Below are 22862 nucleotides of genomic sequence, written 5' to 3'. Positions count from 1 at the left end.
GTCATGAGCACATCAGTCGGTCTGTACGGTTCAAGTGGCACAGCCTATATTTTGCAGCAGGCAGTCCAGAACCTGACGCAGCAGCAAACAGCTCTCGCAGATGAGACATCCAGTGGCATGAAGTCCAGCACCTATGTCGGGCTGGGCGATGACCGTGCCCAGGCATTAAGTCTGGATCCGCAAATAACGGCGGTCTCAAGCTGGCAGTCATCTATTTCCAGCGCTCAGACGTCTCTGGATACGACCCAGACGGCGCTGACCCAGATCTCCTCCATTGCGACAACGCTTTCCACCAATCTCGTTTCTCTTTCAGGAACCCTTGGGCAAAGTGAACTGAGCACCATTGTCGCAAGCGCCCAGTCAGCGCTTTCGGAACTGGGCACGTATCTCAATACCAGCAGTGGCACTGGATATGTTTTCGCGGGACAGGATTCCCAGACTGCTCCGGTGACCGATGCGAGTGGACTGGCGACGAGTGAACTTGCCACGGCAACGTCGAGCGCCGTCAGCCAGTTGGATACGCTTGGCGCGTCGGCGGTTTTCGCGGACGCGACTCAGTATGCTTCAAGCGGCGCGACTTATACGGACAGTTCCGGCACGACATCCGATCTTTCCGTATTTTCTTCGGCTCTTTCCACCGATCCTGTTTCAGCACAATCGCTGGCAAGCAAAGCCGTTATCGGGCAGTCGACGACCATCAGTGTTGGGGTGGTGGCAACGGAGGGCTCCAGCACGGGGGACTCCACCACGACCACAGGCTCGACGATCCGGGATCTGATGCGAAACCTGATGATCGTGGCCTCCCTTGGGAGCGCCGACACCTCAAGTTCGAATTTTTCGGATCTGGTGTCGCAGCTCCAGTCATCGACATCCACGATTTCCACCCAGTTGACCGACGAGGAAGGCTCGCTGGGAATCACCCAGAACTCGCTGACGAATCAGTCAAGCTCACTTTCGACAATGAGCGTGATGCTGACTTCCCAGCTCTCGAACGTGAAAGAACTGAGCAGTAGCGATCTCGCTGCCATCTCGGTTCAGACCACAACGGTTCAGGAGCAGCTGGAGGCGTCCTACACGCTTATAGCGGACATGAAAGGGATGACTCTCGCCAGTTATATGTGATTGAGACGCCTATTCCCGCAGCCAAAGCCACGCGGGAGATCGGCTCATCTGGCAGGGAGGCCTCATTGAAGAGACACAACAGTTTTCACTGTTGCGTCTTTTTCTTTTTCAGAAACCGATCATGGCATCACCGCCAAAAGTGAACATGCCACTGTTGCGTTCATCGTTGAACGGTGTGGTCCCATTCAGAGAACGATCAAACCTGATTTCCGGACGAATGGCGAAATACCCAAGGTCTTTTGCAAGCGATGTCCTGTAGGTTACGCCCAGTGTCATCGCGCCATATGTGGTTGGCGGAGCACTCTCGGTCGGAGTTGACCGTCCAGCGATACCGTTCATGTAGCCTTCGTTAGTGAGAAAATTGACCACCATCTGACCGGTATTGTCGCGATAGATTTCCCCGCGATAGTTGAAGGTGAAGTTCTTGGCAAAGTTCCAAGACAGATAAGAGACAAAACTTTCCGTGTCAGCACGGAGGCCATCATCATGGAGGTAATTGAACTCGCCCGTGACGGTTATGGTGGGCGTTACCTTATAAACGGCCAGAATATCATTCCAGAACCGCATAGCACTATTGGCTTCGCGCCCAAGAACGAGACGGGAATCTTCCGGCCCGAAACGGCTGAGTTCCGTAATGGTCAGCTTGCCATCGGCAAGATTGTTCAGTGCGATGCCCGCATAACCGGCAGGTTTGTTGTTGTTGTCGCTGTTGCCAAATGTTGTCTGGTTACCAGTATCGATGCCCGTCAGCACGTCGATCATCGGCGTCACATGGATCGTGGTCATCATGCCGATATGCTGGAAAGGCACCGAATACTGACCGGTATAGCTGAACGTGTAGAAGGGACGGGCATTCGGATCGAACGCTTCGGGTCCCATGGGTGCCTGCAGAATGCCGGCGTGCATGTCGATACCCAGTTTCGTCAGCCAGGGCAGATGTGCATCCACTTGGGCGTGCGAGGGAATGATCTGATACCGCGCATTGAAGGCACGGTCGGAAATGCCCAGCAGATGGTAGTACCGTGAATCCGAGCCATAACTGGCTTCGAGGGTGAATCCGAAACTGTAATCGTTGCTTGTAGTGTCAATCGCCCGTGCGAGGGTCAGGGCAAACTGGTTGAGCTGGACCTGATTGGCGTGGTCGCCAATGAAATCGCCAAAATTGATACCATTATCGGGACGCGCCGGATTAGCCATGATGCCGCCATCAATCCGACCGGCCAGCGTGATGCTCCGCCACCATTGTTCAAATTCGGACGCCCCGGGTTGAGCCGCAAACAGGTTGATGGCGGCGTGAGCATTGCCGACCGAACTGATTATGCAAGTAACGGCAAGAAAAATAAGGGAGAGTTTACGCTTCTGCACTTTCAGTTCCCTTCCTGTTCCAGAAACGGGGCGTGCTGGAAAATGACCAGAGATTTCGTGGGGAATCCGTTAATCGGAGACGCTTATATAATGCTGTCTGTCGATTTTATGCCAGACAACAGGATTCGCAGGCAAACGCAGGGAGCGTGTCTGTTTGTCTCGGTCTGTGTCGATTATGCAACGTTTTCGTCTCTGAATCCTCAGAAACCAGCGGTTGAGGAGAAGAAAGCACCTATGGTTGAAGGCTGCTCTCTTCCTCGGAAACCTCTTCGGTCGTGGTTGAAATATCCGCTCGCCCCACAAGCCCCCGCGCGAATTCCTGCGCTGAGAAAGGCCGCAGATCTTCTGCTTTCTCTCCCACCCCAACAGCATGGATCGGCAGCTTGAACTGGTTCGCCAGCGCCACCACGATGCCGCCGCGGGCGGACCCGTCCAGCTTGGTCACGATCAGGCCCGTCACGTTCACCAGTTCACGGAAGACGCGCACCTGTTCGACGGCGTTCTGCCCAGTCGTGGCATCCAGAACGAGAATGACGGAATGCGGCGCGGTCTCGTCGAATTTTTTCATCACGCGGATGATCTTCGCGAGCTCCTCCATCAGAGCGCCCTTGTTGTGGAGGCGGCCGGCCGTGTCGATCAGTAGCAGGTCGGCATCTTCCGCCTTACCGCGCTTGAGGGCCTCAAAGGCGAGACCGGCAGCGTCAGCACCGGGCTTGCCCGAGATCACGGGCACATTGGTGCGTTCACCCCAGATCTGAAGCTGCTCCACAGCGGCGGCGCGGAACGTATCTCCCGCTACCATGATGACTTTCTTGCCCTGCTCGCTGAAATAACGACCCATCTTGCCAATGGTCGTCGTCTTGCCGCTGCCGTTCACACCCACCATCAGCACGACATGCGGCTTGAGCGCCGGGTCCGGCTCGAAAGGAATGGCGACAGGTTCCAGAACGCGGGCAATCTCGTCGGCCAGCGTGGTGCGGATTTCATCGTCCGTCACTTCCGCCCCGAAACGGGTCTTGCGGAAGGACTCGATTACACGTTCTGCGACTTCGGGGCCGAGATCGGCCGCGATGAGGTGCTCTTCCAGATCTTCAAGCGCTGCTTCATCGAGCTTTCGCTTGGTGAAGACGCCGCTGAGTTTCTGGGTGGAGCGCGAGAGCCCCTGCTTGAGACGGGAGAAGAATCCGAGTGCCATGTCACACGATCTCCGCCACCAGACCGCCTGCGTCAACCGCTACCGCACGCAGGACCTCGATGCGCCCCATCTCCGACTGGCCCTGCGCCAGCCTGACGGGGGCAAATTCCTCGCTGTGGCCGCTGTTCGCCGTTTCCATCAGCACGCGCAATTCGCGCCCGAGCAGACTGTTGAAATAGGTCCGGGCCGACTGCTCTCCGACCGCCCGGACCCGGGCGGCGCGGGCCTTACGCTCGACGACAGGCACGGCTGGCATCTTCGCCGCGGGCGTTCCCGGACGGGCGCTGTAGGGAAAGACATGCAGATAGGGGAGAGCGGCCTGCTCAAGGAAGGACAGGGTTTCCTCGAACAGCGCGTCATCCTCGGTCGGGAACCCGGCGATCAGGTCGGCACCGAGGCCGATCTCCGGCCGGATCGACCGTGCACGTTCAATGACGGATGCAGCGTCCGCCACCAGATGCCGCCGCTTCATGCGCTTGAGGATCATGTCCGAACCTGCCTGCAATGACAGGTGCAGATACGGCATAAAACGGGGTTCGTTTTCCAGAAGCCGCCAGATGTCGTCGTCGATCTCCACGGGATCGACGGAGGACAGCCGCAACCGCTCCAGTTCCGGCACGAGCGCCAGCAGGCGTCGGCAGAGCTGTCCGAGTTGTGGCGTGCCGGGCAGATCATCGCCCCACGAGGTGATGTCCACGCCGGTCAGGACGACCTCGCGATACCCTGCGGCAACAAGAGCGCGCACCTGCTCCACCACAACGCCCACCGGCACGGAGCGTGAGGGGCCGCGTCCGTAAGGGATGATGCAGAAAGTGCAGCGATGGTCGCACCCCTGCTGCACCTGCACGAAGGCACGGGTGCGTCCGGCGAATTCCGTGACCAGATGCGCCGCCGTTTCCTTCGCCGCCATGATGTCGGAGACGGCATTGCCGGCGCTCAGGGCGGGCAGGCTCCAGCTTTCCGCCTTCAGCTTGTCTTCGTTGCCCAGCACCCGTGTCACGCCGGGGATCGCAGCCCAACGATCCGGATTGATCTGCGCCGCACAGCCGGTCACGACAATGCGTGCGCCCGGACGTTCACGATGGGCGCGGCGAATGGCCTGCCGCGCCTGCCGCTCGGCTTCATTGGTGACGGCGCAGGTATTGACGATGATGACATCTTCCAGCGTCGCCGCGTGGCCGCGCATCACCTCGCTCTCATAGGTGTTGAGACGGCAGCCGAAGGTCAGAATGTCCACGCCTTGCGTGGGGGCGACCGGCAGTTCCGGAGGGGTGTCGGTCATTTTGGATAGGCCTCGAGGTCGACGGACCCCTTAAAGGCAAGCTGGGCGGGTCCGGTCATCAGCACATGATCGTTTGCCTCCCATGCGATACCCATCTCCCCGCCGTCAACCTCAACCGTCATCCGGCGTGCGCCCAGCCCGCGTCGCGCGGCATTCACCACGGCTGCACAGGCGCCGGAACCACAGGCCAGCGTGAAGCCCGCGCCGCGTTCCCAGACACGCAGCCGCATCCGGTCGGGTGCATCGATCCGGGCAAATCCGATATTGGCGCGGTCGGGGAACAGCGGATCGACTTCCAGGGCTGGACCGCGTTCGGCTTCGGCCAGATCCTCGACAAAGAAGGTCGCGTGCGGATTGCCCATGGAGAGTGCTGCGGGTTCGCCCTGCAGGGGAAGACGCAGGGTATCGGTCTCCCGTGCAAGCGGCACAGCCTGCCAGTCGGTTGCGGGACGGCCCATATCCACTGTGACGACAGCGCCGCCGGTTTCCGTCCGGGACAGCACACTGGCTTTCAGCAGGCCGCCGCGTGTCTCGAAGGTCAGGGTATCGACCGCTGTTTCCTGCCCGATCAGGCTGGCGATGCAGCGGGAGGCATTGCCGCAGGCTCCTGCCTCGCTGCCATCGGGATTGAAAAAACGCACAGATACAGACGCTTCCGGTTTGGTCGGGGCGGAGAGGGTGACAAACTGGTCGCAGCCGATGCCACGTCTGCGGTCGGCGAGGGCGGCGATTCGTGCTGGTGTCAGGGGAAGGGCGGCGGTCCGCTCGTCCATGATGACGAAATCATTCCCCAATCCATGCATCTTCTGAAAAAATGTCATCATGTGTGATATGTATGCCAAAACCCGGTGAAACACACGGTTTTCTTGAAAAACAGAGACATCTGAGGCTGTTTTGCTACCTTTTTTAAAAAAAAATTGAATGACAATTTCTCGTCAAATTATTATTAGATCTCTTGAAACAGCAATGTTTTGTCTTAAAGTTTCTTTCATAAACGGACGCTTCCCGCCCCATGCCACAACGCCCGACGTTTCTCCGCCGGACCAGATGCTCGTATGTGCTCGCTCTGTGTGCGGGAACAGCTCTTTTTCCGTTCGCGGCTTTTGCTGACGACCAGAGCGAATCGCTTGAGCTCATGGAAAAGCAGATCGCGCGCATTCAGGAGCAGCAGGCGCAGCTGACGAAGGCTCTCGTCGGTTTGCAGAAGCAGCTTGTCGTTAAAAAAACGACACTCGGGGCGTCCTCCTCTCATGCAAGCCTGAGCAAGACGACACGCCAGAAAATCGCCGTGGCGAACGGTGAGAAATGGCAGCATGTCGAGCCGCAGGAAGAAGAGGAGATCAACCTCGGAAGCCCGACGGCGCATGCCCATAACCCGGAAGTGCGTCCAAATTTCGTGACCGACGATCAGCCGACGTTCAAAACCGTGACGGCTCACCGGGCCGAGGACATCATCGTGCACACGGCGGAAAACGGTGTCGGGCCGCACCCGCGTGAAACGGCGGGTGCCCAGTCGGCAGGCGCCGTCGGCGATCACGGCGTCTTCCACATGGGACCCGTCACGATCGCGCTGGGCGGTTTCGTCGATGCGGCAACCGTCCTGCAGAATCGTCAGATGTCATCGGGAACCTTTACCCTGTGGTCGGGCCTGCCATACCGCAACAGCCCGAACTATCATACGAACAGCTTCGAAGGCGCCGCGCGTTACAGTCGTCTGTCCCTGATGATGAAGGGTAACATCGATCAGTACGAAACGATTTCCGGCTTTTTCGAGACCGATTTCGGTGCAGGTGCCGCCACGACCAACGCCTACGAAAGCAACAGCTATTCGCCGCGTCTCCGGCAGGCCTATCTCGTCTATGACAACAGCAAGGAAAACTTTCATTTCCTCGCCGGTCAGGCGTGGAGCATGCTGACCCCCGGTCGTATCGGCATTGTGCCCCGTCAGGAGAGCCTGCCGGAAACCATCGACGCCGCCATGCTGGCAGGACAGACCTGGGCGCGTCAGTGGCAGGTCCGCATCACCAAGGATTTCTTCCAGCATAAACTCTGGGTCGGTCTTTCGCTCGAAAACCCGCAGACGCTGTATGACACGACGGGCTTTACCACCGATGGTGACGAGCGTGTCGTGCTGCCGAATGGTCATGTGGCGACAATCAACAAGGACGGCACCGGCCTGACGAACAGTGCTCCGTTCTCGAACGAAATTGCCCCGGATGTGATCGCCAAGATCGCGTATGACCCGAAATGGGGCCATTACGAAATCGAAGGGATCGCCCATTTTGCGCATGACCGGGTCTCATGGACCGGTGGCGGCCGCAACTATACCACGCCGAGCGGGGGTGGCGGGGGCTCCATGATTCTGCCTGTCATCCCACACAAGGTCGAGGTCCGTATCGCCGGTCTGGCGGGTTATGGCATCGGCCGTTATGGCTCGGTACTGCTGCCGGATGCGACCGTCAGCGCACAGGGCAAGCCGGAGCCGCTGTTTTCCGCGCAGGGGACTGCGGGCGTCATCGCACACCCTAACAACCGCTTTGATATCTATGGTTATTTCGGAACCCAGTGGGCAGGACGCAGCTATTCCGATGTGGGTGGCTCGGCTCTGGGCTACGGTAATCCGCTGTCGTCCAACGCAGGTTGTAACATCGAGCTGTCATCCCTCCCGTGCACGGGTAACATCCACAATGTGATGGAAGGGACGATCGGGGCCTGGTGGCGCTTCCTCAAGGGGCGTTACGGCACCGTGGAAGCGGGCGCGCAAATTGCCTATAGCCGTGTGCAGGCGTGGCAGGGCGTAGGTGGGCGGCCACATACTTCCGAAAGCCAGCTATTTTTCGATTTCCGGTATCTTCCCTTCCAGTAATCCGGTTCATCGCGGGGTGAAATGGCGTTCCTCACCGGGGAGCGCCATTTTTTATAAAGGCTGATCTAGCCTTTTCCCGCGTTTCTCTCTATGTCCGGCTTCCGACCTCCCGTTCCAGGACCAATCTCGACCATGCCTTTTCCGGACACCGTTCCCACACTTGCGCACGCCCTCGCCGAACGCGGCTATCAGGAGCCGACGCCTGTGCAGGAGGCAGTCCTGGCCGACAATGCGCGAGGACGGGACCTGCTGGTGTCGGCTCGCACCGGTTCGGGCAAGACAGTTGCCTTCGGCCTCGCCATGGCGAGCGAGCTTCTCGATGCAGAGGGCAAGGCCCTTCCCGCTCCGACCCCGCTGGCGCTGGTCATTGCACCGACACGCGAACTGGCGTTGCAGGTGAAGAATGAGCTTGTATGGCTCTACGCTGGCACGGGGGCACGCATCGTGTCCTGCGTTGGCGGTATGGAGCCACGCCAGGAAGCGCGCGCTCTGGCAATGGGCTGCCACATCGTTGTCGGCACGCCGGGGCGTCTGTGCGATCACCTGTCGCGCAAAAACCTGAACCTGTCCGGCCTTAAGGTTGCGGTGCTGGACGAGGCCGACGAGATGCTCGACCTCGGCTTCCGCGAAGAGCTGGAGACGATGCTCGACGCCACGCCGCCGACCCGTCGCAGTTTTCTCTTTTCTGCGACGATTGCCCGCGAGATCGCGCGTCTTGCCCAGCGTTATCAGCGCGATGCCCTGCGCATCGACACGGTCGGCGACAACGCGCCGCACACCGATATCGAATACCGCGCCATTCTTGCCGATCAGAGTGACACGATCGGCGCGATCATCAACGTGCTGCGTCTGATCGAAAGCCCCTGCGCGATGGTGTTCTGCCATACCCGTGAGGGTGTGCGTCAGTTACAGGCCGCCCTCGTGGGGCATGGCTTCTCCTCTGTCGCCATTTCCGGTGAACTGGGTCAGAACGAGCGTAGCCGCGCCATCGAGAGCCTGCGCAACGGTCTGGCCCGCGTCTGCGTCGCCACCGATGTCGCTGCACGTGGCATTGATGTGCCGTCGCTCGGACTGGTGATCCATGCCAGCCTGCCGGGTAGCCCTGCTACGCTGCTGCATCGCTCGGGTCGTACGGGTCGAGCCGGACGCAAGGGCGTATGCGTGCTCGTCACCGTGCCTTCCAAGAAGCGCCAGGCCGACCGCCTGATGCAGGCCGCCGGCGTGGATGTCGCATGGAATACTGTCCCGACGCAGGACGCCATTCGTGAGGCCGACACCGAGCGTCTGCTGACCAGCGAAGCGCTGACCCGCGAGTCCGTCACGGGAGAGAAGCCTCTCGTCGAGCGTCTGGTGGCTGAAAAGACACCGGAACAGCTGGCCGCCGCGCTGGTGTTCCTCTGGAACAAATCGCTTCCGCAGCCTGTAGGCGTGCGCGCGATTACGCCGGGAAGCAGCAGCCGTGACGCGGGTCCGTCGCGCGAGCGGACGCGGGAGCCAAGAGAGCCGAGGGAACCACGCGAGCGCAGCCGCGAGATGGAAGGCGGAAGCTGGTTCAAGCTTTCCGTCGGGCGCGCCGACAAGGCCGATCCGAAGTGGCTGGTTCCGGTCATCTGCCGTCTGGGCGGCATCACGAAAAAGGATATCGGCGCGATCCGTATCGCTCCGACCTACACCCTCGTCGAGATCGCGGGGGATAAAGCCACGCGTTTCGCTGAGTGCGCCTCCGCAGCCGATGCGGACGAGATCACGATCGAACCTGCCAAGGCACCTTCGGGAAGTGAAGCACCTTCACCCCGTGGTCGTACGCCGGGTTCCCGTCCGTCCAAGCCGCGTCGTCCCGTGGATCCGACCAAAAGCTCTTCGCGCAAGCGCAGCTAAGAGCACTACGAAACTCCCCCGGTTTTTCCGCGCATAAGAGTTATTGCGATGAAAAGCCGCAGGATGCATTGAAAACTCCCTGATCGTACCAACATCTTCAGAAAGCCTGCCGCATGAAAGCGGCAGGCCTGTTGATGGGAGTTTCCATGTCACACGATCCCTTGCCGCATGAAACATCGGCGTTGCAGCACCTCGCGGAAAAAGCGGAGCGTCAGCCCAAACTGCTCACAAAGCAGGAAGTGGAGAAGCTGGCGGATTTCGTTCTGAAGGGTGCCGAGGGCGCGACGGAAGAACAGAAAATCATTGCCAAGAAGGCTCTTCACAATCCGGAAGGCATTGAGGCAAAGGAAATCTCGGTGCTCGCGCGCCAGATCCTGACTCGGGAGAAATAAACCGATGACCGAGCATTCTCATGAAGTGCCGTCGCAGCAGACGCTGGAGCATCGCCTGAAGGAAATTCAGCGCGAACTGGCCGAAGCACATAAAAACGATCCGGGTAAAGTCCATGCACTGACGGAAAAGCTGAAAAAGCTCAACGCGGAAATGGAAGACTGATTTACCCATGAAAAATGCGGCCTCAGTGCCGCGTTTTTCATATGTATCGTGGAAATGCTTCGGCAGAGTGCGTTGGCGGTGCGCGTTAGCTGCGAAGTTTTCGTGCCAGCACTGCCAGCGCTCCCATCTGCCGTGTCAGGAACTCACGGGTTCCGGCATCGGTCAGTTCCAGCGTGTCGGGATTTATCTTCTGTGCGCACTGGCCGATCATCACTTCGGGCCTGTTCAGAACAAAAGCATCCAGAAACACCAGACTCTGGCGCAGATGATACTGGGCGCGTGCACCGCCGATCATGCCGGGCGATGCCGTCTGAATCGCTACCGGCTTCCCGGCGAGCGGTTGCGGGGACAGGCGCGAAAGCCAGTCGATGGCGTTCTTCAGCGTCCCCGGAACGGAGTAATTATATTCCGGTGTCACGATGATGAGCCCGTCGGCTGCGGCAATCTGCTCGGCCATTTGTAGGACGGGAGCGGGAAACCCCTTGTCCTGTTCATCGGCATCGTAGTGTGGAAAATCCCTGATGGAGCCCAGTGGTGAAACCATCACGCCTTCGGGGGCCAGATCGGGCAGCGCACGGGCCACCGCTGCGTTGAAAGACGCTTTCCTCAGACTGCCGAGGAGTGTGACGAAATGAAGCGAGGTCGTGGCGGACATGACGCTGTTCTCCGGCTGATGGGGGAAACAAACTGTCTCCGGTCCATCATGTTTTTGTCGGGATCGCCTGAGTAAGAAGAGGTCCCCCGACGAAGCAACGTCAGTCTGGCAGAAAAGACGTCCCCGCCAGTCTTTCAATTCATGGCTGGCGGGAAAGAATTAGGTCAGGCCATCCGATCCAGTCCTGCGGCCTTGAGAGCCTCCTGTTGGCGGGCGGCGAGCGTATCTTCGTCGAAATCCTTGATCAGGTCCTGAAACAGCCGGTACCAGTTCAGCTTCGCGCCCAGACGCATGAACACGGAGCCCAGCCCGATCGCCGAGCGGTCCACCAGCACGAATTCGCGGGGAGGCTTGACGCCCCCGGTGCGCTGGAGACCGGTATGGACGCGGCCCGCGATGTCGCGTCCGAAGACCGTCTCGACATCCTCGTTGATCGTGCGCACCCGGTCTTCCATCAGCGGGCCGTAAAGGAAACGCGCCCACTCGTTCAGAACCTTGACCGTCTCGTGCGAAATGTTGGTGAAACCCCACATCTTGTAAGCGTCGGCGGCCCGGTCATCATCATTCTGCCGGAGCGCCTCGCACAACTCGATCACCCCGCGCACCAGACGCGGCCGGAAGACGCGGATCGTGCCGAAATCAAGCAGGTTGAGCCCCAGATCGTCCCGCACCGTGTAGTTGCCCATGTGGGGATCGCCGTGGATCACGCCATAGCGGTAGAAGGGCACATACCACGCCTCGAACAGCGCGCGCGCCATGTCGTTCCGCTCTTCCTGCGTCGGGTTGGTATCGAGAATTTTCTGAAGTCCGCGGCCGTTCACCCACTCCATGGTCAGCAGTCGCCGCGTGCAGAGGGCATCCACCGTTTTGGGCACGGTGACGAGGGCGGAATCCTTCAGCATGAGGCCATAGAGCTTGATGTTGGCGGCTTCGCGCTTGTAGTCCAGCTCCTCGCGCAGCCGGTCCGTCAGTTCCTCGATCACCTCATCCTGTTTGATGGCGTTATCGAGCTTGTGATAGACGCTCATCGCCATGCGGAACTGCTTGAGGTCCGCTTCCACGGTGGTGGTCATATCGGGATATTGCAGTTTGCAGGCCACAACCTCGCCATTCTGCAGGACACCCTTGTGGACCTGCCCGAGGCTGGCCGCCGCTGCCGCTTCGCGTCCGAATTCGCGGAAATTCTTCTGCCAGTCCGGCCCCAGTTCCGCAGCCATGCGTCGGCGCACGAAGCTCCAGCCCATCGGCGGGGCATTCGACTGAAGTTCCGCCAGTTCCGTGGCGTATTCGTCCGGAAGGGCTCCCGGAATCGTCGCGAGCAGCTGGGCGGCCTTCATCAGCGGTCCTTTCAGGCCACCCAGAACCCCTTTCAGGTCCTCCGCATGCGCCGCGCCGTCGCCCTTGAGGCCCAGTCTATGTCCGGCAAGGCGGGCCGCGATGCCACCCACTGTGCCGGTCGTGCGGACCATGCGGCGAAATTCGCCAAATAGGCCGGTGGTGTCGAGATCCTTTTCCGCCATGGGTCAGGCCACCTCAAGCTGATCGATAAATCCTGAAATCACGTCCAGTCCCTTGCGCCAGAACCCCGGATCGCTGGCATCCAGCCCGAAGGGCGCCAGCAGTTCACGATGGCGTTTCGTGCCGCCCGCTTCTAGCATCGCGTGATAATTCTCGCGGAAGCCGGGAGCCCCCTGCTGATAGACACCATAGAGGGCGTTCACGAGGCAGTCTCCAAACGCATAGGCATAGACATAGAACGGCGTGTGCACGAAGTGGGGCACATAAGACCAGTAAGCATCGTATTCCGGTGTGAAGTTGAACACCGGACCAAGGCTTTCCACCTGCACGTCGCGCCAGATCGCCCCGATCTGCTCCGGCAGCAACTCGCCGTCACGGCGCGCATGATGCACGCGGCTCTCGAAACGGTAGAACGCGATCTGGCGCACGACCGTGTTCAGCATGTCCTCTACCTTGGAGGCGAGCAGGAGGCGCTTCTGCGTGGGGTCTTTCTCGGCATCGAGCAGATACTGGAAGGTCAGCATCTCCCCGAACACACTGGCCGTCTCGGCAAGCGTGAGGGGCGTCGAGGACATGAAGTAGCCCTGCTTCGCCGCCAGCTTCTGGTGGATGCCGTGACCGAGTTCGTGCGCCAGCGTCATGACGTCGCGGGTGCGGCCACGATAGTTCATCAGGATGTAGGGATGCACCGACGGCACGACCGGGTGTGCGAAAGCGCCGGATGACTTGCCGGGCACGGGAGCCGCGTCGATCCATGGTTTGTCGAGGAATTCGCCGACAATCGCGCCCAGAGAGGGATCGAAGCCTTCATAGGCATGCCGCACGATGGATTTCGCGTCGGACCACGGAATTTCTTTCTCGCGCATGCCGGGCAGCGGTGCGTTGCGGTCCCAGTGCTCCAGCTTCTCAAGCCCGAGCCACTTTGCTTTCAGCCCGTAATAACGGTGCGAGAGACGCGGAAAATCCTCCACGACCGCTGACACCAGAGCGTCCACCACGTCGTCTTCAACCATGTTCGCGACGTTGCGATAGGATTCAGGACGCGGGTAATGCCGCATCTTGTCCGAGACGGCTTTATCTTTCGCCAGTGTGTTGGTGATCAGCGAAAACAGCTTGATGTTGGTTTGCAGAACGGCCCCGACGGCCTTGCCGGCAGTCTCCCTGCGCGCCCGGTTCGGGTCCGACATCAGGTTAAGCGCCTCGCCCAGCGTCATCTCACGGCCTTCAAGCGGTACGCGGAGCGCACTCATCTGCTCGTCGAATAGGCGGCACCATGCCGAGGCACCCGTGACGGACTTCTCAAGCAGCACCTGCTCGATCTCGTCGGACAGTTGGTGCGGGCGGAACATGCGGTGATCGTGGAGGAATGGCTGCCAGCGCGCGAGGGCGGAGGATTCGGCGATTTTCGCCGCAAGCGCATCCTCTTCGATCAGATTCAGTTCCAGCGTGAAGAACAGCAGGTTCGTGGAGATGTCGGAGAGCGTCTCGCGCACGAACTGGCTGAATTTGCCCGTATTGGGGTCGGTCATGTCCGCCGAGAAGGAAAGCGAGGCGTAGGACCCGAGCCGACCCAGAATTTCGTTGATGGACTGGCAGGTCTCGATGGCGGCTGCCAGTTCGTCGCCGGACAGTGCGGGAACGCGGCCCTTGTAGCGGTCGGAAAACGCCTTTGCTTCCTCGGCGGCACGTTCCAGATCCGCCTTCACCGCTGGCGAGTCGGCATTCGTATAGAGATCCGACAGATCCCAGCGCGGCGGGATGTCTTTTCCGTTCTGTTCCATCGTGACACTGCTCTCGGGCAGCTGCGCGGCTGGAGCGAAGGAGCGGGCATGCGGGAAGGGAAGGGGAGCCTGATCAACCATGCCCCGACTGTAGCGCGGCACGGAGCAGGAGGCGAGACCGTCCGCACTCCACGCAGGCAGCAGTTTTTCACGTGTTTCCCGTGCTGACTTTTACAGCTTTATCCCCTATGGAGCGGGCATGACCGATACGCCTCTTTCTCTGATCCGCAACTTCTCGATCATCGCCCACATCGACCACGGCAAATCGACCCTTGCCGATCGGATGATACAGGCATGCGGTGCGTTGACCGCCCGCGAGATGACCAATCAGGTCCTCGACAGCATGGAGCTGGAGCGCGAGCGCGGCATCACCATCAAGGCGCAGACCGTGCGCCTGACCTATCCGGCCAAAGACGGCAAGACCTATATCCTGAACCTGATGGACACGCCGGGTCACGTTGACTTTGCCTACGAAGTCAGCCGCTCGCTTGCCGCCTGCGAAGGTTCTCTGCTGGTCGTGGATGCATCGCAGGGCGTGGAAGCGCAGACGCTGGCCAATGTCTATCAAGCCATCGATGCCAATCACGAAATCGTGCCGGTTCTCAACAAGATCGACCTTCCCGCTGCCGAGCCGGAGCGGGTCAAGGCACAGATCGAGGAAGTCATCGGCATTGACGCCGAGAATGCCGTGGAAATCTCGGCCAAGACCGGGATTAACATCGAAGGTGTGCTGGAAGCCGTCGTCACACGTCTGCCACCGCCGACGGGTGACGCTGACCTGCCGCTCAAGGCGATGCTGGTGGACAGTTGGTACGACGCCTATCTCGGCGTCATCATCCTCGTCCGCATCAAGGAAGGCCGCCTGAAGAGAGGCATGCGCATCCGCATGATGTCCTCGGGTGTGACTCATCTGGTCGATCAGGTCGGGGTGTTCGCGCCGCGCATGGTCCCGGTGGATGATCTCGGGCCGGGTGAGATGGGTTACATCAACGCTGCCATCAAGACCGTCGCCGACTGTAACGTGGGTGACACCATCACCGACGACCGCAAGCCCGCAGCCGCGCCGCTTGCGGGCTTCAAACCGTCCATTCCGGTGGTGTGGTGTGGTCTCTTTCCGGTCAATTCCGACGATTTCGACAAGTTGCGTGACAGCCTCGGCAAGCTGCGTCTGAACGATGCTTCGTTCCATTATGAGGCCGAGACGTCCGCCGCCCTCGGCTTCGGGTTCCGCTGCGGTTTCCTCGGGCTGCTGCATCTTGAGATCATTCAGGAGCGCCTGTCCCGCGAGTTCGATCTCGACCTGATCGCGACCGCCCCGTCCGTTGTCTATCACCTGAAGATGAATGACGGCACGGAAGAGGATCTGCACAACCCGGCCGACATGCCGGACCCTCTGAAGATCGAATATATCGAAGAGCCCTGGATCAAGGCCACGATCATGGTGCCCGACGAATATCTCGGGGCGGTGCTGACGCTCTGCACCGAACGACGTGGTGTGCAGGTTGATCTCACCTATGTCGGCAACCGTGCGATGGCGATCTACCGCCTGCCGCTCAATGAAGTGGTGTTCGATTTCTATGATCGCCTGAAGTCCCTGACGCGCGGCTACGCCAGTTTCGACTATCAGATGGATGGCTACGAGGAGAGCGACCTCGTGCGGATCTCCATTCTCGTCAATCAGGAGCCGGTGGACGCGCTGTCCTTCATCGCTCACCGTGCCGCCGCCGAGAGCCGGGGGCGCGCCATCTGCGCCCGTCTCAAGGACCTGATTCCCCGTCAGCTCTTCAAGATCGCCATTCAGGCCGCTATCGGCGCCCGCGTGATCGCTCGTGAGACCATCGGCGCGCTGTCCAAGGACGTGACGGCGAAGTGCTACGGCGGCGATATCTCCCGTAAGCGCAAGCTGCTGGAGAAGCAGAAAGAGGGCAAGAAGCGGATGCGGCAGTTCGGCAAGGTCGAAATTCCGCAGAGCGCGTTCCTCGCCGCTCTGAAAATGGATCGCTGAGGCCCGTTTTCAGAGCGAGGACACGTCAGGTGGGGAAAAGGGCTTCCGTGACAGCCTGAAACGTGGTGACTTGCGCTGCGTGGTAAAGGGGGCGGGAGCTGATGACGTCTAAAAAGGCTGGATGTATTCCGATGGGGGATCGTTCCGCATCATGACGTCAAACACCTCAGCACCCTCCGGAGTCGGGAAAGCCGCGACCAGCGGCTTCCTCTGGCTCGTCGTTCAGAGCCTTGCCTCACGCGGAGTCGGTTTTATCTCGCAGCTCGTTCTGGCGAGACTGCTGCTGCCGGAAGATTTCGGAGCGATCGGCCTCGCGCTGACCGTTACCACGATCGCCAATTCGCTCATCGGCTTCGGAATCGATGATGTCCTTCTCCAGCGTCAGAAAACCATGACGCGGTGGGAGCCGCTCGCTTTCTGGATGTGCCTCGGCGTCAGCGTGATCGGCATGTTCGCCATGTTCGTTCTCGCGCCTTTTGCCGCCCACTGGTACCACTCCCCCAGTCTCGTCGGCCTTATCGTCGCCATTGCGCTGTCCACACCTTTGCGTGCGCTCGGAACCGTGTCGGCGGTGAAAATCCGGGCGCAAATGGATTTCCGGTTTCTCGCCGCCTGCAACACGTTCGAAATCGTGGCGTTGCAGGTGCTGACCATCATCCTCGCGGCAATGGGGACCGGGGCCTACGCCTTTGCCATCCCTTATTCCGTGGTCGCCGTCCTGCGCACCGCCTGGTTGTGGAAACGGGCCGCTCCCTTCACCAAAGGGCGGTATCGCAAAGTGCAGGCCCGGTACCTGCTGGGGAACAGCACGCTCATCCTGCTGAGCCGCACCTGCATCGAGTTCATCAATCAGGGCGATTACATCGTCCTCGGCCTGATCGCTTCGAAGATGACGGTCGGCTACTACTTCTTCGCTTTCCGTTTCGCCGCCCAGCCCGTCCGTATGCTGGCAGGAAATGTCAGCAACGTCGTGTTCCCGGCACTCACGCACTTTCGTAACGAGCCGGCCCGTCAGATCGACGCCGTCGTGCGCGCCTGCCGCCTGCTTGGATATCTCGTCATGCCGTTCTGCTTTCTGCAGGCCGGACTGGCGAAACCGGGGCTGCATCTGCTGTTCGGCGAGCGCTGGATGCCTGCGGTCCCTTACGTGGTCATCCTCAGCATCGGCCTGCCGTTCGACGCCATCAGCTGGATCACCGGATCGCTTCTGAGTGCGCGACGGGAGTTCACCCGTTCCTGCCGCTACCAGTTCATCGCGCTGCCTCTTTTTTACATCATGGTGGGCATCGGCGCTTATCTGGATGATGTCATGGGCGTCGCGCTGGCCGTTGCCGTGTATTATTTCATCTGGCCGCCGGCGATGTCATACATGGTGATGATCGGCGCGGGCGTGCCGTTTGCAACGGTGGCGGAGTTCTATTTCCTGCCGCTGCTCTTCGCCTGCATCTCTGTCGGGGCGGGCATGTTCCTCGCCCAGACAAGCCTGTTCCATGGCAACGATTTCATGGAATGCATGGTGATCGGCGTCGTTACATGTGTGCTTTACCCGGCGCTGCTGGCCGTCTTCCGGCCGGAGATGTTCCGGGAGATCGTGAACCGGTTCGGTGGAAAGCTCAGGAAGCGGTGACAGGCGACGGCGTCACCGTCTGACCCACTCCCGGCACGCTGCCTGTCGTTGCTCCCATCCCAGCCGCTCCAGTTCCGGCGTGTCACTGCGTTCGACGGGATAGCCGACGCACAGATACGCCACGAAACGCCATGAGGTCGGGACGTCGAGCGTCAGCCGGACAGCCTCCGCCTCAAGGATGGAAACCCATCCCACCCCAATCCCGCGAGCGGCGGCGGCCAGCCAGAAATTATGGACCGCCATGACGGTGGACCACACGGTCGTGTCGGGCATGGTCCCCCGGCCAAGGCCGCGCCCCTGCTCGGGATTTTCGACCGAAAAAACTGCAATCTGGTGGGGCGCATCATCCAGCCCCGCCAGTTTCAGTCGGGCATAGAGCGCTGCGTCCTGACCTGCGCGTTCGGTCAGTGCAGCCGCCTGACAACTGGCGAAAATGGCCCGCACCGCATCCCGCCGACCAGGCTCATCCACGGACAGAAAGCGCCAGGGTTCACTCAGCCCAACGGAAGGCGCCATGCTCGCGGATCGGAGAAGATCGTCGAGCGTCGCTTCATCCACGGGTTCGGGACGGAAATGCCGCACGTCCCGTCTCCAGCGGAATATCTCCTCCAGCGTGGCGCTGGCTTGCGTGGCGGTCGGTATCATCAACCCCGATAGACCTCGCCCGGTGGCAACAGCTTGCGGGGATTGAGGATGTCATGGGGGTCCATCGTCTGTTTGAGCGCCCGCATGACACTGAGCGCGCCCGCACCATGCTCGGCTTCCAGAAATTCCTGCTTGCCGATGCCCACCCCATGTTCGCCGCTGCATGAGCCACCGAGCGCCAGAGCCCGCCCGACGATCTGACGGTCCAGATCGAGCAGCCGTCTCCGGCCCTCGGGTGTGGGGTCGGTGAGGATGAGCGTGTGAAAATTGCCGTCGCCGACATGCCCGACCATTGCCGCACGGAGGCCGGAGACGGCGACGTCCTGACGCACGCCGTCGATCAGTTCCGCAAGCCGCGAGATCGGCACGATACAGTCAGTGGAAATGACCAGCGCCGTGTGGTCGATGGCCCGAGCGGCCCAGTAGGCATTGTGGCGCGCCTTCCACAAGCGGCTCCGCTCTTCCGGTGTGTCGGCCCATGTAAAGCCGAGCCCCCGGTTCTCGCGGGCGATGCCCTCCGTGGCCTCGACCTGCTCGCGGACGGCTGCAGGACCGCCGGAAAACTCGAAAAACAGGGTGGGCAACGGCCGCAGTTCATCCAGATGGGAATAAGCGATGCAGGCCGCCATCTGCACCTCGTCGGCCAGTTCGACACGGGCGACGGGAATCCCATACTGGATCAATTCGACGGCGGTACGGACGGCATCGTCCACCGTTTCGAACTGGCAGACAGCGGCGGCAATGGCTTCCGGCAATCCGTAAAGACGCAACTGGATCTCGGTGATGATCCCGAGCGTGCCTTCCGATCCCACGAACAGCGATGTCAGGTCGTAGCCTGTGGAAGACTTGCGGACGCGCCCACCTGTGCGGATGACCTCCCCGGTCGCCAGCACGACGGTCAGGCCCAGCACGTTTTCCTTCATCGTCCCGTATTTCACGGCGGCGGTGCCGGAGGCGCGGGTGGCGCACATGCCGCCCAGCGTGGCCTCACCACCGGGATCGACGGGGAAAAACAGGCCGGAATCCCGGATGCGGAGGTTCAGTTCCTGTCGCGTCAGCCCGGCCTGCACCCGGCAGTCCAGATCCTCGGCATTGAACTGCACGATCTCCTTCATGCGGGAGAGATCAAGGCTGATCCCGTGTTCCGGCGGTGTGACATGGCCTTCGACAGACGTGCCCGCCCCGAACGCGACAACCGGCACGCGATGTTCGTGGCAGAGCCGCAGAACCGTGGAAACATCCGCTGTGCTTTCCGCGAACACCACAGCAACGGGCAGGCAAGCGGCATCCAGCGCCTCGCCGTGGCTGTGTTCCACGCGCACGGATTCAACCGTGCTGACCTGTGCGGACATTGTCTCGCGCAGGTGGGACAGCACAGTCTTGGCGCGGAAAGCGGGGGAAAGCGGGGTTTCGGACATGGCGGACAGCCTGAAGCAGGGAAGGGAAGCAAAAAAGAACTGATGCTTTTAGCGTCGAATCTGGCCCACTGCCATGCCTGCTTTCGACAGTTCTGCGTTCAGTCGAAAGCAGGCGGCCGTGTCCATGCTTCACGGGGCGGACGCCTCTCCAGACTTGACAGAACAGCCTGCGGGCGGCTTCCTCCGCCCCTGATTCTCCACCACGCGTCCGGTGGCCGGGCAGTCCCGACCCGCTTCCGTTTCGCTTTCAGCCGGGCAGGACACCATCATGCATCCGTATCGCACTCATAGCTGCGCCGCCCTCCGGGCCGAAGACGCCGGGAAGACTGTGCGCCTGTCCGGCTGGGTTCACAGCAAGCGCGATCACGGTGGCCTGCTGTTCATCGATCTGCGCGATCAGGACGGCCTGACGCAGATCGTCATCCCCGCTGAATCCCCTGTCATGCCCGTGGCCGAGGAAACCCGCGTCGAGAGCGTCATTACCGTGACGGGCGAGGTCGTGCTGCGTGAGGACGCAACCCGCAACCCGAACCTGCCGACCGGCGACATCGAACTGCGGGCGAAAGAGTTCACGGTGCAGTCCGCTGCCGCCGTGCTGCCGCTTCAGGTGGCAGGCAACGAGCATTACGGCGAAGAGCTACGTCTCAAATACCGCTATCTCGATCTGCGCCGGGATAAGATCCACCGCAACATTCTGCTGCGTTCCAAAATCATCGCCAGCCTGCGCCGCCGCATGATCGAGCAGGGCTTCACCGAGTTCCAGACACCGATCCTCACGGCCTCTTCGCCGGAAGGCGCGCGTGACTTCCTCGTGCCGTCCCGTCTGCATCCTGGCAAGTTCTATGCGCTCCCGCAGGCTCCGCAGCAGTTCAAGCAACTTGCCATGGTTGCGGGTTTCGACCGGTATTTCCAGATCGCCCCCTGCTTCCGTGACGAGGCTGCCCGTGCCGACCGCAGCCCTGGCGAGTTCTACCAGCTCGATTTCGAGATGGCCTTCGCCACGCAGGAAGAAGTATTCGCCACGCTTGAGCCAGTCATGGAAGGCGTGTTCCGCGAGTTCAGCAATGGCCGCGCCGTCACGCCCGCGCCGTTCCCGCGTATTCCTTACGCTGAAGCGATGGCGGTCTATGGCTCCGACAAGCCCGACCTGCGTAACCCGCTGAAGATCGCCAACGTCACCGAACAGTTTGCGGGTTCGTCCTTTGGCCTGTTTGCCAAGATCGCGGCTTCCGGTGGTGAAATCCGCGCCATTCCGGCTCCCGGTGCAGGCCCGAAACCGCGTGGCTTCTTCGACAAGCTGAACAACTGGGCGCGCGAGAGCGGCGCTGGTGGCCTCGGCTATATCCAGTTCGACGAGGAAGGCGGCAAGGGGCCGATCGCCAAGAATCTCGAAGCCGATCGGGTGATCGCCATCCGTGAGAAGCTGGGTCTCAAAGCTGGTGACGCCGTGTTCTTTGCCGCAGGCAAGGGCGACGAGGTTGCGAAGTTCTCGGGGCTCGTGCGCACACGTGTCGCCACGGAACTGGAGTTGATCGAAGAAGGCGAGTTCCGCTTCTGCTGGATCGTCGATTTCCCGATGTATGAGATGAACGAGGAAAGCGGGCAGATCGACTTCTCCCACAACCCGTTCTCCATGCCGCAGGGTGGTCTTGAGGGGCTCAACACGAAGAACCCGCTCGAGATCAATGCCTTCCAGTACGACATCGTCTGCAACGGCATCGAGCTGTCATCCGGCGCGATCCGTAACCACCTGCCGGACCTGATGATCCGCGCCTTTGAGATCGCCGGTTATCCGGAGAGCGTGGTCGAGGAGCAGTTCGGCGGCATGCTCAACGCTTTCCGCTTCGGCGCACCGCCGCATGGTGGCGCAGCACCCGGCGTGGATCGCATGGTCATGCTGCTGGCCGACGAGCCGAACATCCGCGAGGTCATTCTCTTCCCGCTGAACCAGCAGGGCGAGGATCTGATGATGGGGGCTCCGTCTACCGTCGAGCCTGCGCGTCTGAAAGAACTGTCCCTCGCGCTCAACCTGCCCAAGCCGAAGGTCGTCGTGAAAACCGATGCGGCGACGGAGGAGTGAGGCTGTAGTGTTTTTGTAGAGGGGTAAGTTAGGAAGCCGGGAACAGATTTGTTCCCGGCTTTTTTTGTGGTTGTGGTATTTGAGAGGTGTTTTTTTTGAAAGCCGGACATTGGCAGATTGGTTAGAGAAATTGTAAAACCACAAGAAGCGCAGAAAGTATAGTTTGCGCTCAAGTTCTATATATCTATATTTTTGTGTTAAATAAGATTGTTATAATTCCAAATATTTTCTTACTCAGAACTCTTATTTGCGGCCAGAACTCTGCGGGCATCCCAAAGATTGGGGGTGGCGGGGTCAATTTCACCTTCATGATAAAATTTTACTGTCGTTTCTTCTATTGGTTTATGAAATTCTGTTGTGGAGGCAGGAGTAGTGACACTTGATCCGTTATAATATGCTGTATTGCCGTAAGCACTTACGCTTCCTGATGAAACGGTTTGGGCAGGCTGAGTCCAATATGAACGACTGATGCCGCGATGATCTTCAATTATCATAAAATATTGATAGCCGTGTTTTTCAGCTAGCTTGGCTGCTTTTAGATATATCTCGTGTCTAACTCCTGCTGAATCATCGAAAGCGGTTCCTCTCCCGGAAATTATAGCTGTTCTGTCGTCAAGGAAGTCAGCATGAGATTGTACGCAGGCACTAAGAAAAAAACATAGACTCACTGAGAGAATAATTTTTTTTACCACTGTGTCACCCTTTATTTGCTCTCAAGATCCCGTATTGGGCTTGAGTGTTTTGATCTTCATTCGTTTTGTATAAAAATAAAAATAAATGATTAATTCGCTCAACAAAATAACAGTGAAGTTATTAAATCTATATATATGTAGTGGATGGAGTGTAAAATACCTTTGCAACTATTTAAAA

Annotated in this window: 18 protein-coding genes; 8 read left to right on the top strand and 10 right to left on the bottom strand. The window is 59.9% G+C overall.

Annotated features, from left to right (window positions below; genetic code table 11):
• Window positions 1-3 precede the first annotated feature (3 nt).
• Window positions 4-1122: a flagellar biosynthesis protein FlgL gene (locus GOB81_RS01355; RefSeq protein ID WP_173568570.1), complete on the top strand. Its 1119-nt coding sequence runs from the start codon at window positions 4-6 to the stop codon at window positions 1120-1122.
• Between the two features lie 108 nt (window positions 1123-1230).
• Here GOB81_RS01355 and GOB81_RS01350 read toward each other — a convergent pair whose 3' ends face one another.
• The 4 genes from GOB81_RS01350 to dapF all read right to left on the bottom strand — a co-directional run bounded on the left by GOB81_RS01350 (window position 1231) and on the right by dapF (window position 5788).
• Complete coding sequence (locus GOB81_RS01350; RefSeq protein WP_408736887.1) at window positions 1231-2487, bottom strand: outer membrane beta-barrel protein; 1257 nt, start codon at window positions 2485-2487, stop codon at window positions 1231-1233.
• Between the two features lie 232 nt (window positions 2488-2719).
• A complete protein-coding gene (gene ftsY, locus GOB81_RS01345; RefSeq protein WP_173568569.1) occupies window positions 2720-3682 on the bottom strand; it encodes a signal recognition particle-docking protein FtsY in 963 nt (320 codons plus the stop codon).
• Window position 3683: 1 nt separating this feature from the next.
• Window positions 3684-4964, bottom strand: a complete 1281-nt coding sequence (mtaB, locus tag GOB81_RS01340) for a tRNA (N(6)-L-threonylcarbamoyladenosine(37)-C(2))-methylthiotransferase MtaB (RefSeq protein WP_173568568.1) — start codon at window positions 4962-4964, stop codon at window positions 3684-3686.
• A complete protein-coding gene (gene dapF / locus GOB81_RS01335) occupies window positions 4961-5788 on the bottom strand; it encodes a diaminopimelate epimerase (protein WP_173568567.1) in 828 nt (275 codons plus the stop codon). Before dapF ends, mtaB begins: the two co-directional genes overlap by 4 nt.
• Before the next feature lie 188 nt (window positions 5789-5976).
• Here dapF and GOB81_RS01330 point away from each other — a divergent pair, with 188 nt between their 5' ends.
• From GOB81_RS01330 to GOB81_RS01315, 4 genes are all read left to right on the top strand, one after another.
• Window positions 5977-7830 carry a hypothetical protein gene (locus GOB81_RS01330; protein ID WP_173568566.1) on the top strand — a complete coding sequence of 618 codons (1854 nt, stop codon included), beginning with the start codon at window positions 5977-5979 and terminating at the stop codon, window positions 7828-7830.
• A 132-nt stretch (window positions 7831-7962) separates the two neighbouring features.
• Window positions 7963-9708: a DEAD/DEAH box helicase gene (locus GOB81_RS01325; RefSeq protein WP_173568565.1), complete on the top strand. Its 1746-nt coding sequence runs from the start codon at window positions 7963-7965 to the stop codon at window positions 9706-9708.
• Window positions 9709-9854: 146 nt separating this feature from the next.
• The gene (locus tag GOB81_RS01320; protein ID WP_173568564.1) at window positions 9855-10100 is read left to right on the top strand and encodes a hypothetical protein; all 246 of its coding nucleotides are present in this window, start codon (window positions 9855-9857) and stop codon (window positions 10098-10100) included.
• Window positions 10101-10104: 4 nt separating this feature from the next.
• Window positions 10105-10263: a hypothetical protein gene (locus tag GOB81_RS01315; protein WP_173568563.1), complete on the top strand. Its 159-nt coding sequence runs from the start codon at window positions 10105-10107 to the stop codon at window positions 10261-10263.
• 85 nt (window positions 10264-10348) lie between these two features.
• Here GOB81_RS01315 and GOB81_RS01310 read toward each other — a convergent pair whose 3' ends face one another.
• The 3 genes from GOB81_RS01310 to GOB81_RS01300 all read right to left on the bottom strand — a co-directional run bounded on the left by GOB81_RS01310 (window position 10349) and on the right by GOB81_RS01300 (window position 14217).
• Entirely contained in the window at window positions 10349-10918 is a 570-nt protein-coding gene (locus GOB81_RS01310) for an NADPH-dependent FMN reductase (protein ID WP_173568562.1), read from the bottom strand.
• 164 nt (window positions 10919-11082) lie between these two features.
• Window positions 11083-12438 carry an ABC1 kinase family protein gene (locus tag GOB81_RS01305; RefSeq protein WP_173568561.1) on the bottom strand — a complete coding sequence of 452 codons (1356 nt, stop codon included), beginning with the start codon at window positions 12436-12438 and terminating at the stop codon, window positions 11083-11085.
• A gap of 3 nt (window positions 12439-12441) precedes the next feature.
• Window positions 12442-14217, bottom strand: coding sequence for a M3 family oligoendopeptidase (locus GOB81_RS01300; RefSeq protein WP_242009985.1), 1776 nt, complete (start codon window positions 14215-14217; stop codon window positions 12442-12444).
• Between the two features lie 199 nt (window positions 14218-14416).
• Here GOB81_RS01300 and lepA point away from each other — a divergent pair, with 199 nt between their 5' ends.
• Both lepA and GOB81_RS01290 read left to right on the top strand, forming a co-directional pair.
• Window positions 14417-16222, top strand: coding sequence for a translation elongation factor 4 (lepA, locus tag GOB81_RS01295; protein WP_173568560.1), 1806 nt, complete (start codon window positions 14417-14419; stop codon window positions 16220-16222).
• A gap of 151 nt (window positions 16223-16373) precedes the next feature.
• A complete protein-coding gene (locus GOB81_RS01290; RefSeq protein ID WP_173568559.1) occupies window positions 16374-17849 on the top strand; it encodes a lipopolysaccharide biosynthesis protein in 1476 nt (491 codons plus the stop codon).
• A 12-nt stretch (window positions 17850-17861) separates the two neighbouring features.
• Here GOB81_RS01290 and bluB read toward each other — a convergent pair whose 3' ends face one another.
• Both bluB and GOB81_RS01280 read right to left on the bottom strand, forming a co-directional pair.
• A complete protein-coding gene (bluB, locus tag GOB81_RS01285) occupies window positions 17862-18494 on the bottom strand; it encodes a 5,6-dimethylbenzimidazole synthase (RefSeq protein WP_173568710.1) in 633 nt (210 codons plus the stop codon).
• Window positions 18494-19912, bottom strand: coding sequence for an FAD-binding oxidoreductase (locus GOB81_RS01280; protein ID WP_173568558.1), 1419 nt, complete (start codon window positions 19910-19912; stop codon window positions 18494-18496). Before GOB81_RS01280 ends, bluB begins: the two co-directional genes overlap by 1 nt.
• Before the next feature lie 268 nt (window positions 19913-20180).
• On the opposite strand from GOB81_RS01280, the gene aspS reads away from it, so the two are divergent.
• Window positions 20181-21992, top strand: a complete 1812-nt coding sequence (aspS, locus tag GOB81_RS01275) for an aspartate--tRNA ligase (RefSeq protein WP_173568557.1) — start codon at window positions 20181-20183, stop codon at window positions 21990-21992.
• Between the two features lie 230 nt (window positions 21993-22222).
• Here the strand turns inward: aspS and GOB81_RS01270 are convergent, their stop codons facing one another.
• The gene (locus GOB81_RS01270; RefSeq protein ID WP_173568556.1) at window positions 22223-22684 is read right to left on the bottom strand and encodes a hypothetical protein; all 462 of its coding nucleotides are present in this window, start codon (window positions 22682-22684) and stop codon (window positions 22223-22225) included.
• Window positions 22685-22862 lie beyond the last annotated feature (178 nt).

The sequence above is a fragment of the Acetobacter conturbans genome, assembly GCF_011516755.1.
GTDB lineage: Bacteria > Pseudomonadota > Alphaproteobacteria > Acetobacterales > Acetobacteraceae > Acetobacter > Acetobacter conturbans.
Note: the sequence above shows the minus strand (reverse complement) of the source record. Positions and strands in the feature narration are given on the sequence as shown.

What these genes read in the sequence shown, in the direction of transcription:
- GOB81_RS01355 (WP_173568570.1), top strand. Translation starts at nt 4, where the DNA reads ATGAGCACATCAGTCGGTCTGTACGGTTCAAGTGGCACAGCCTATATT.
- ftsY (WP_173568569.1), bottom strand. Translation starts at nt 3,682, where the DNA reads ATGGCACTCGGATTCTTCTCCCGTCTCAAGCAGGGGCTCTCGCGCTCC.
- mtaB (WP_173568568.1), bottom strand. Translation starts at nt 4,964, where the DNA reads ATGACCGACACCCCTCCGGAACTGCCGGTCGCCCCCACGCAAGGCGTG.
- dapF (WP_173568567.1), bottom strand. Translation starts at nt 5,788, where the DNA reads ATGATGACATTTTTTCAGAAGATGCATGGATTGGGGAATGATTTCGTC.
- GOB81_RS01330 (WP_173568566.1), top strand. Translation starts at nt 5,977, where the DNA reads ATGCCACAACGCCCGACGTTTCTCCGCCGGACCAGATGCTCGTATGTG.
- GOB81_RS01325 (WP_173568565.1), top strand. Translation starts at nt 7,963, where the DNA reads ATGCCTTTTCCGGACACCGTTCCCACACTTGCGCACGCCCTCGCCGAA.
- GOB81_RS01320 (WP_173568564.1), top strand. Translation starts at nt 9,855, where the DNA reads ATGTCACACGATCCCTTGCCGCATGAAACATCGGCGTTGCAGCACCTC.
- GOB81_RS01315 (WP_173568563.1), top strand. Translation starts at nt 10,105, where the DNA reads ATGACCGAGCATTCTCATGAAGTGCCGTCGCAGCAGACGCTGGAGCAT.
- GOB81_RS01310 (WP_173568562.1), bottom strand. Translation starts at nt 10,918, where the DNA reads ATGTCCGCCACGACCTCGCTTCATTTCGTCACACTCCTCGGCAGTCTG.
- GOB81_RS01305 (WP_173568561.1), bottom strand. Translation starts at nt 12,438, where the DNA reads ATGGCGGAAAAGGATCTCGACACCACCGGCCTATTTGGCGAATTTCGC.
- GOB81_RS01300 (WP_242009985.1), bottom strand. Translation starts at nt 14,217, where the DNA reads ATGGAACAGAACGGAAAAGACATCCCGCCGCGCTGGGATCTGTCGGAT.
- lepA (WP_173568560.1), top strand. Translation starts at nt 14,417, where the DNA reads ATGACCGATACGCCTCTTTCTCTGATCCGCAACTTCTCGATCATCGCC.
- GOB81_RS01290 (WP_173568559.1), top strand. Translation starts at nt 16,374, where the DNA reads ATGACGTCAAACACCTCAGCACCCTCCGGAGTCGGGAAAGCCGCGACC.
- bluB (WP_173568710.1), bottom strand. Translation starts at nt 18,494, where the DNA reads ATGATACCGACCGCCACGCAAGCCAGCGCCACGCTGGAGGAGATATTC.
- GOB81_RS01280 (WP_173568558.1), bottom strand. Translation starts at nt 19,912, where the DNA reads ATGTCCGAAACCCCGCTTTCCCCCGCTTTCCGCGCCAAGACTGTGCTG.
- aspS (WP_173568557.1), top strand. Translation starts at nt 20,181, where the DNA reads ATGCATCCGTATCGCACTCATAGCTGCGCCGCCCTCCGGGCCGAAGAC.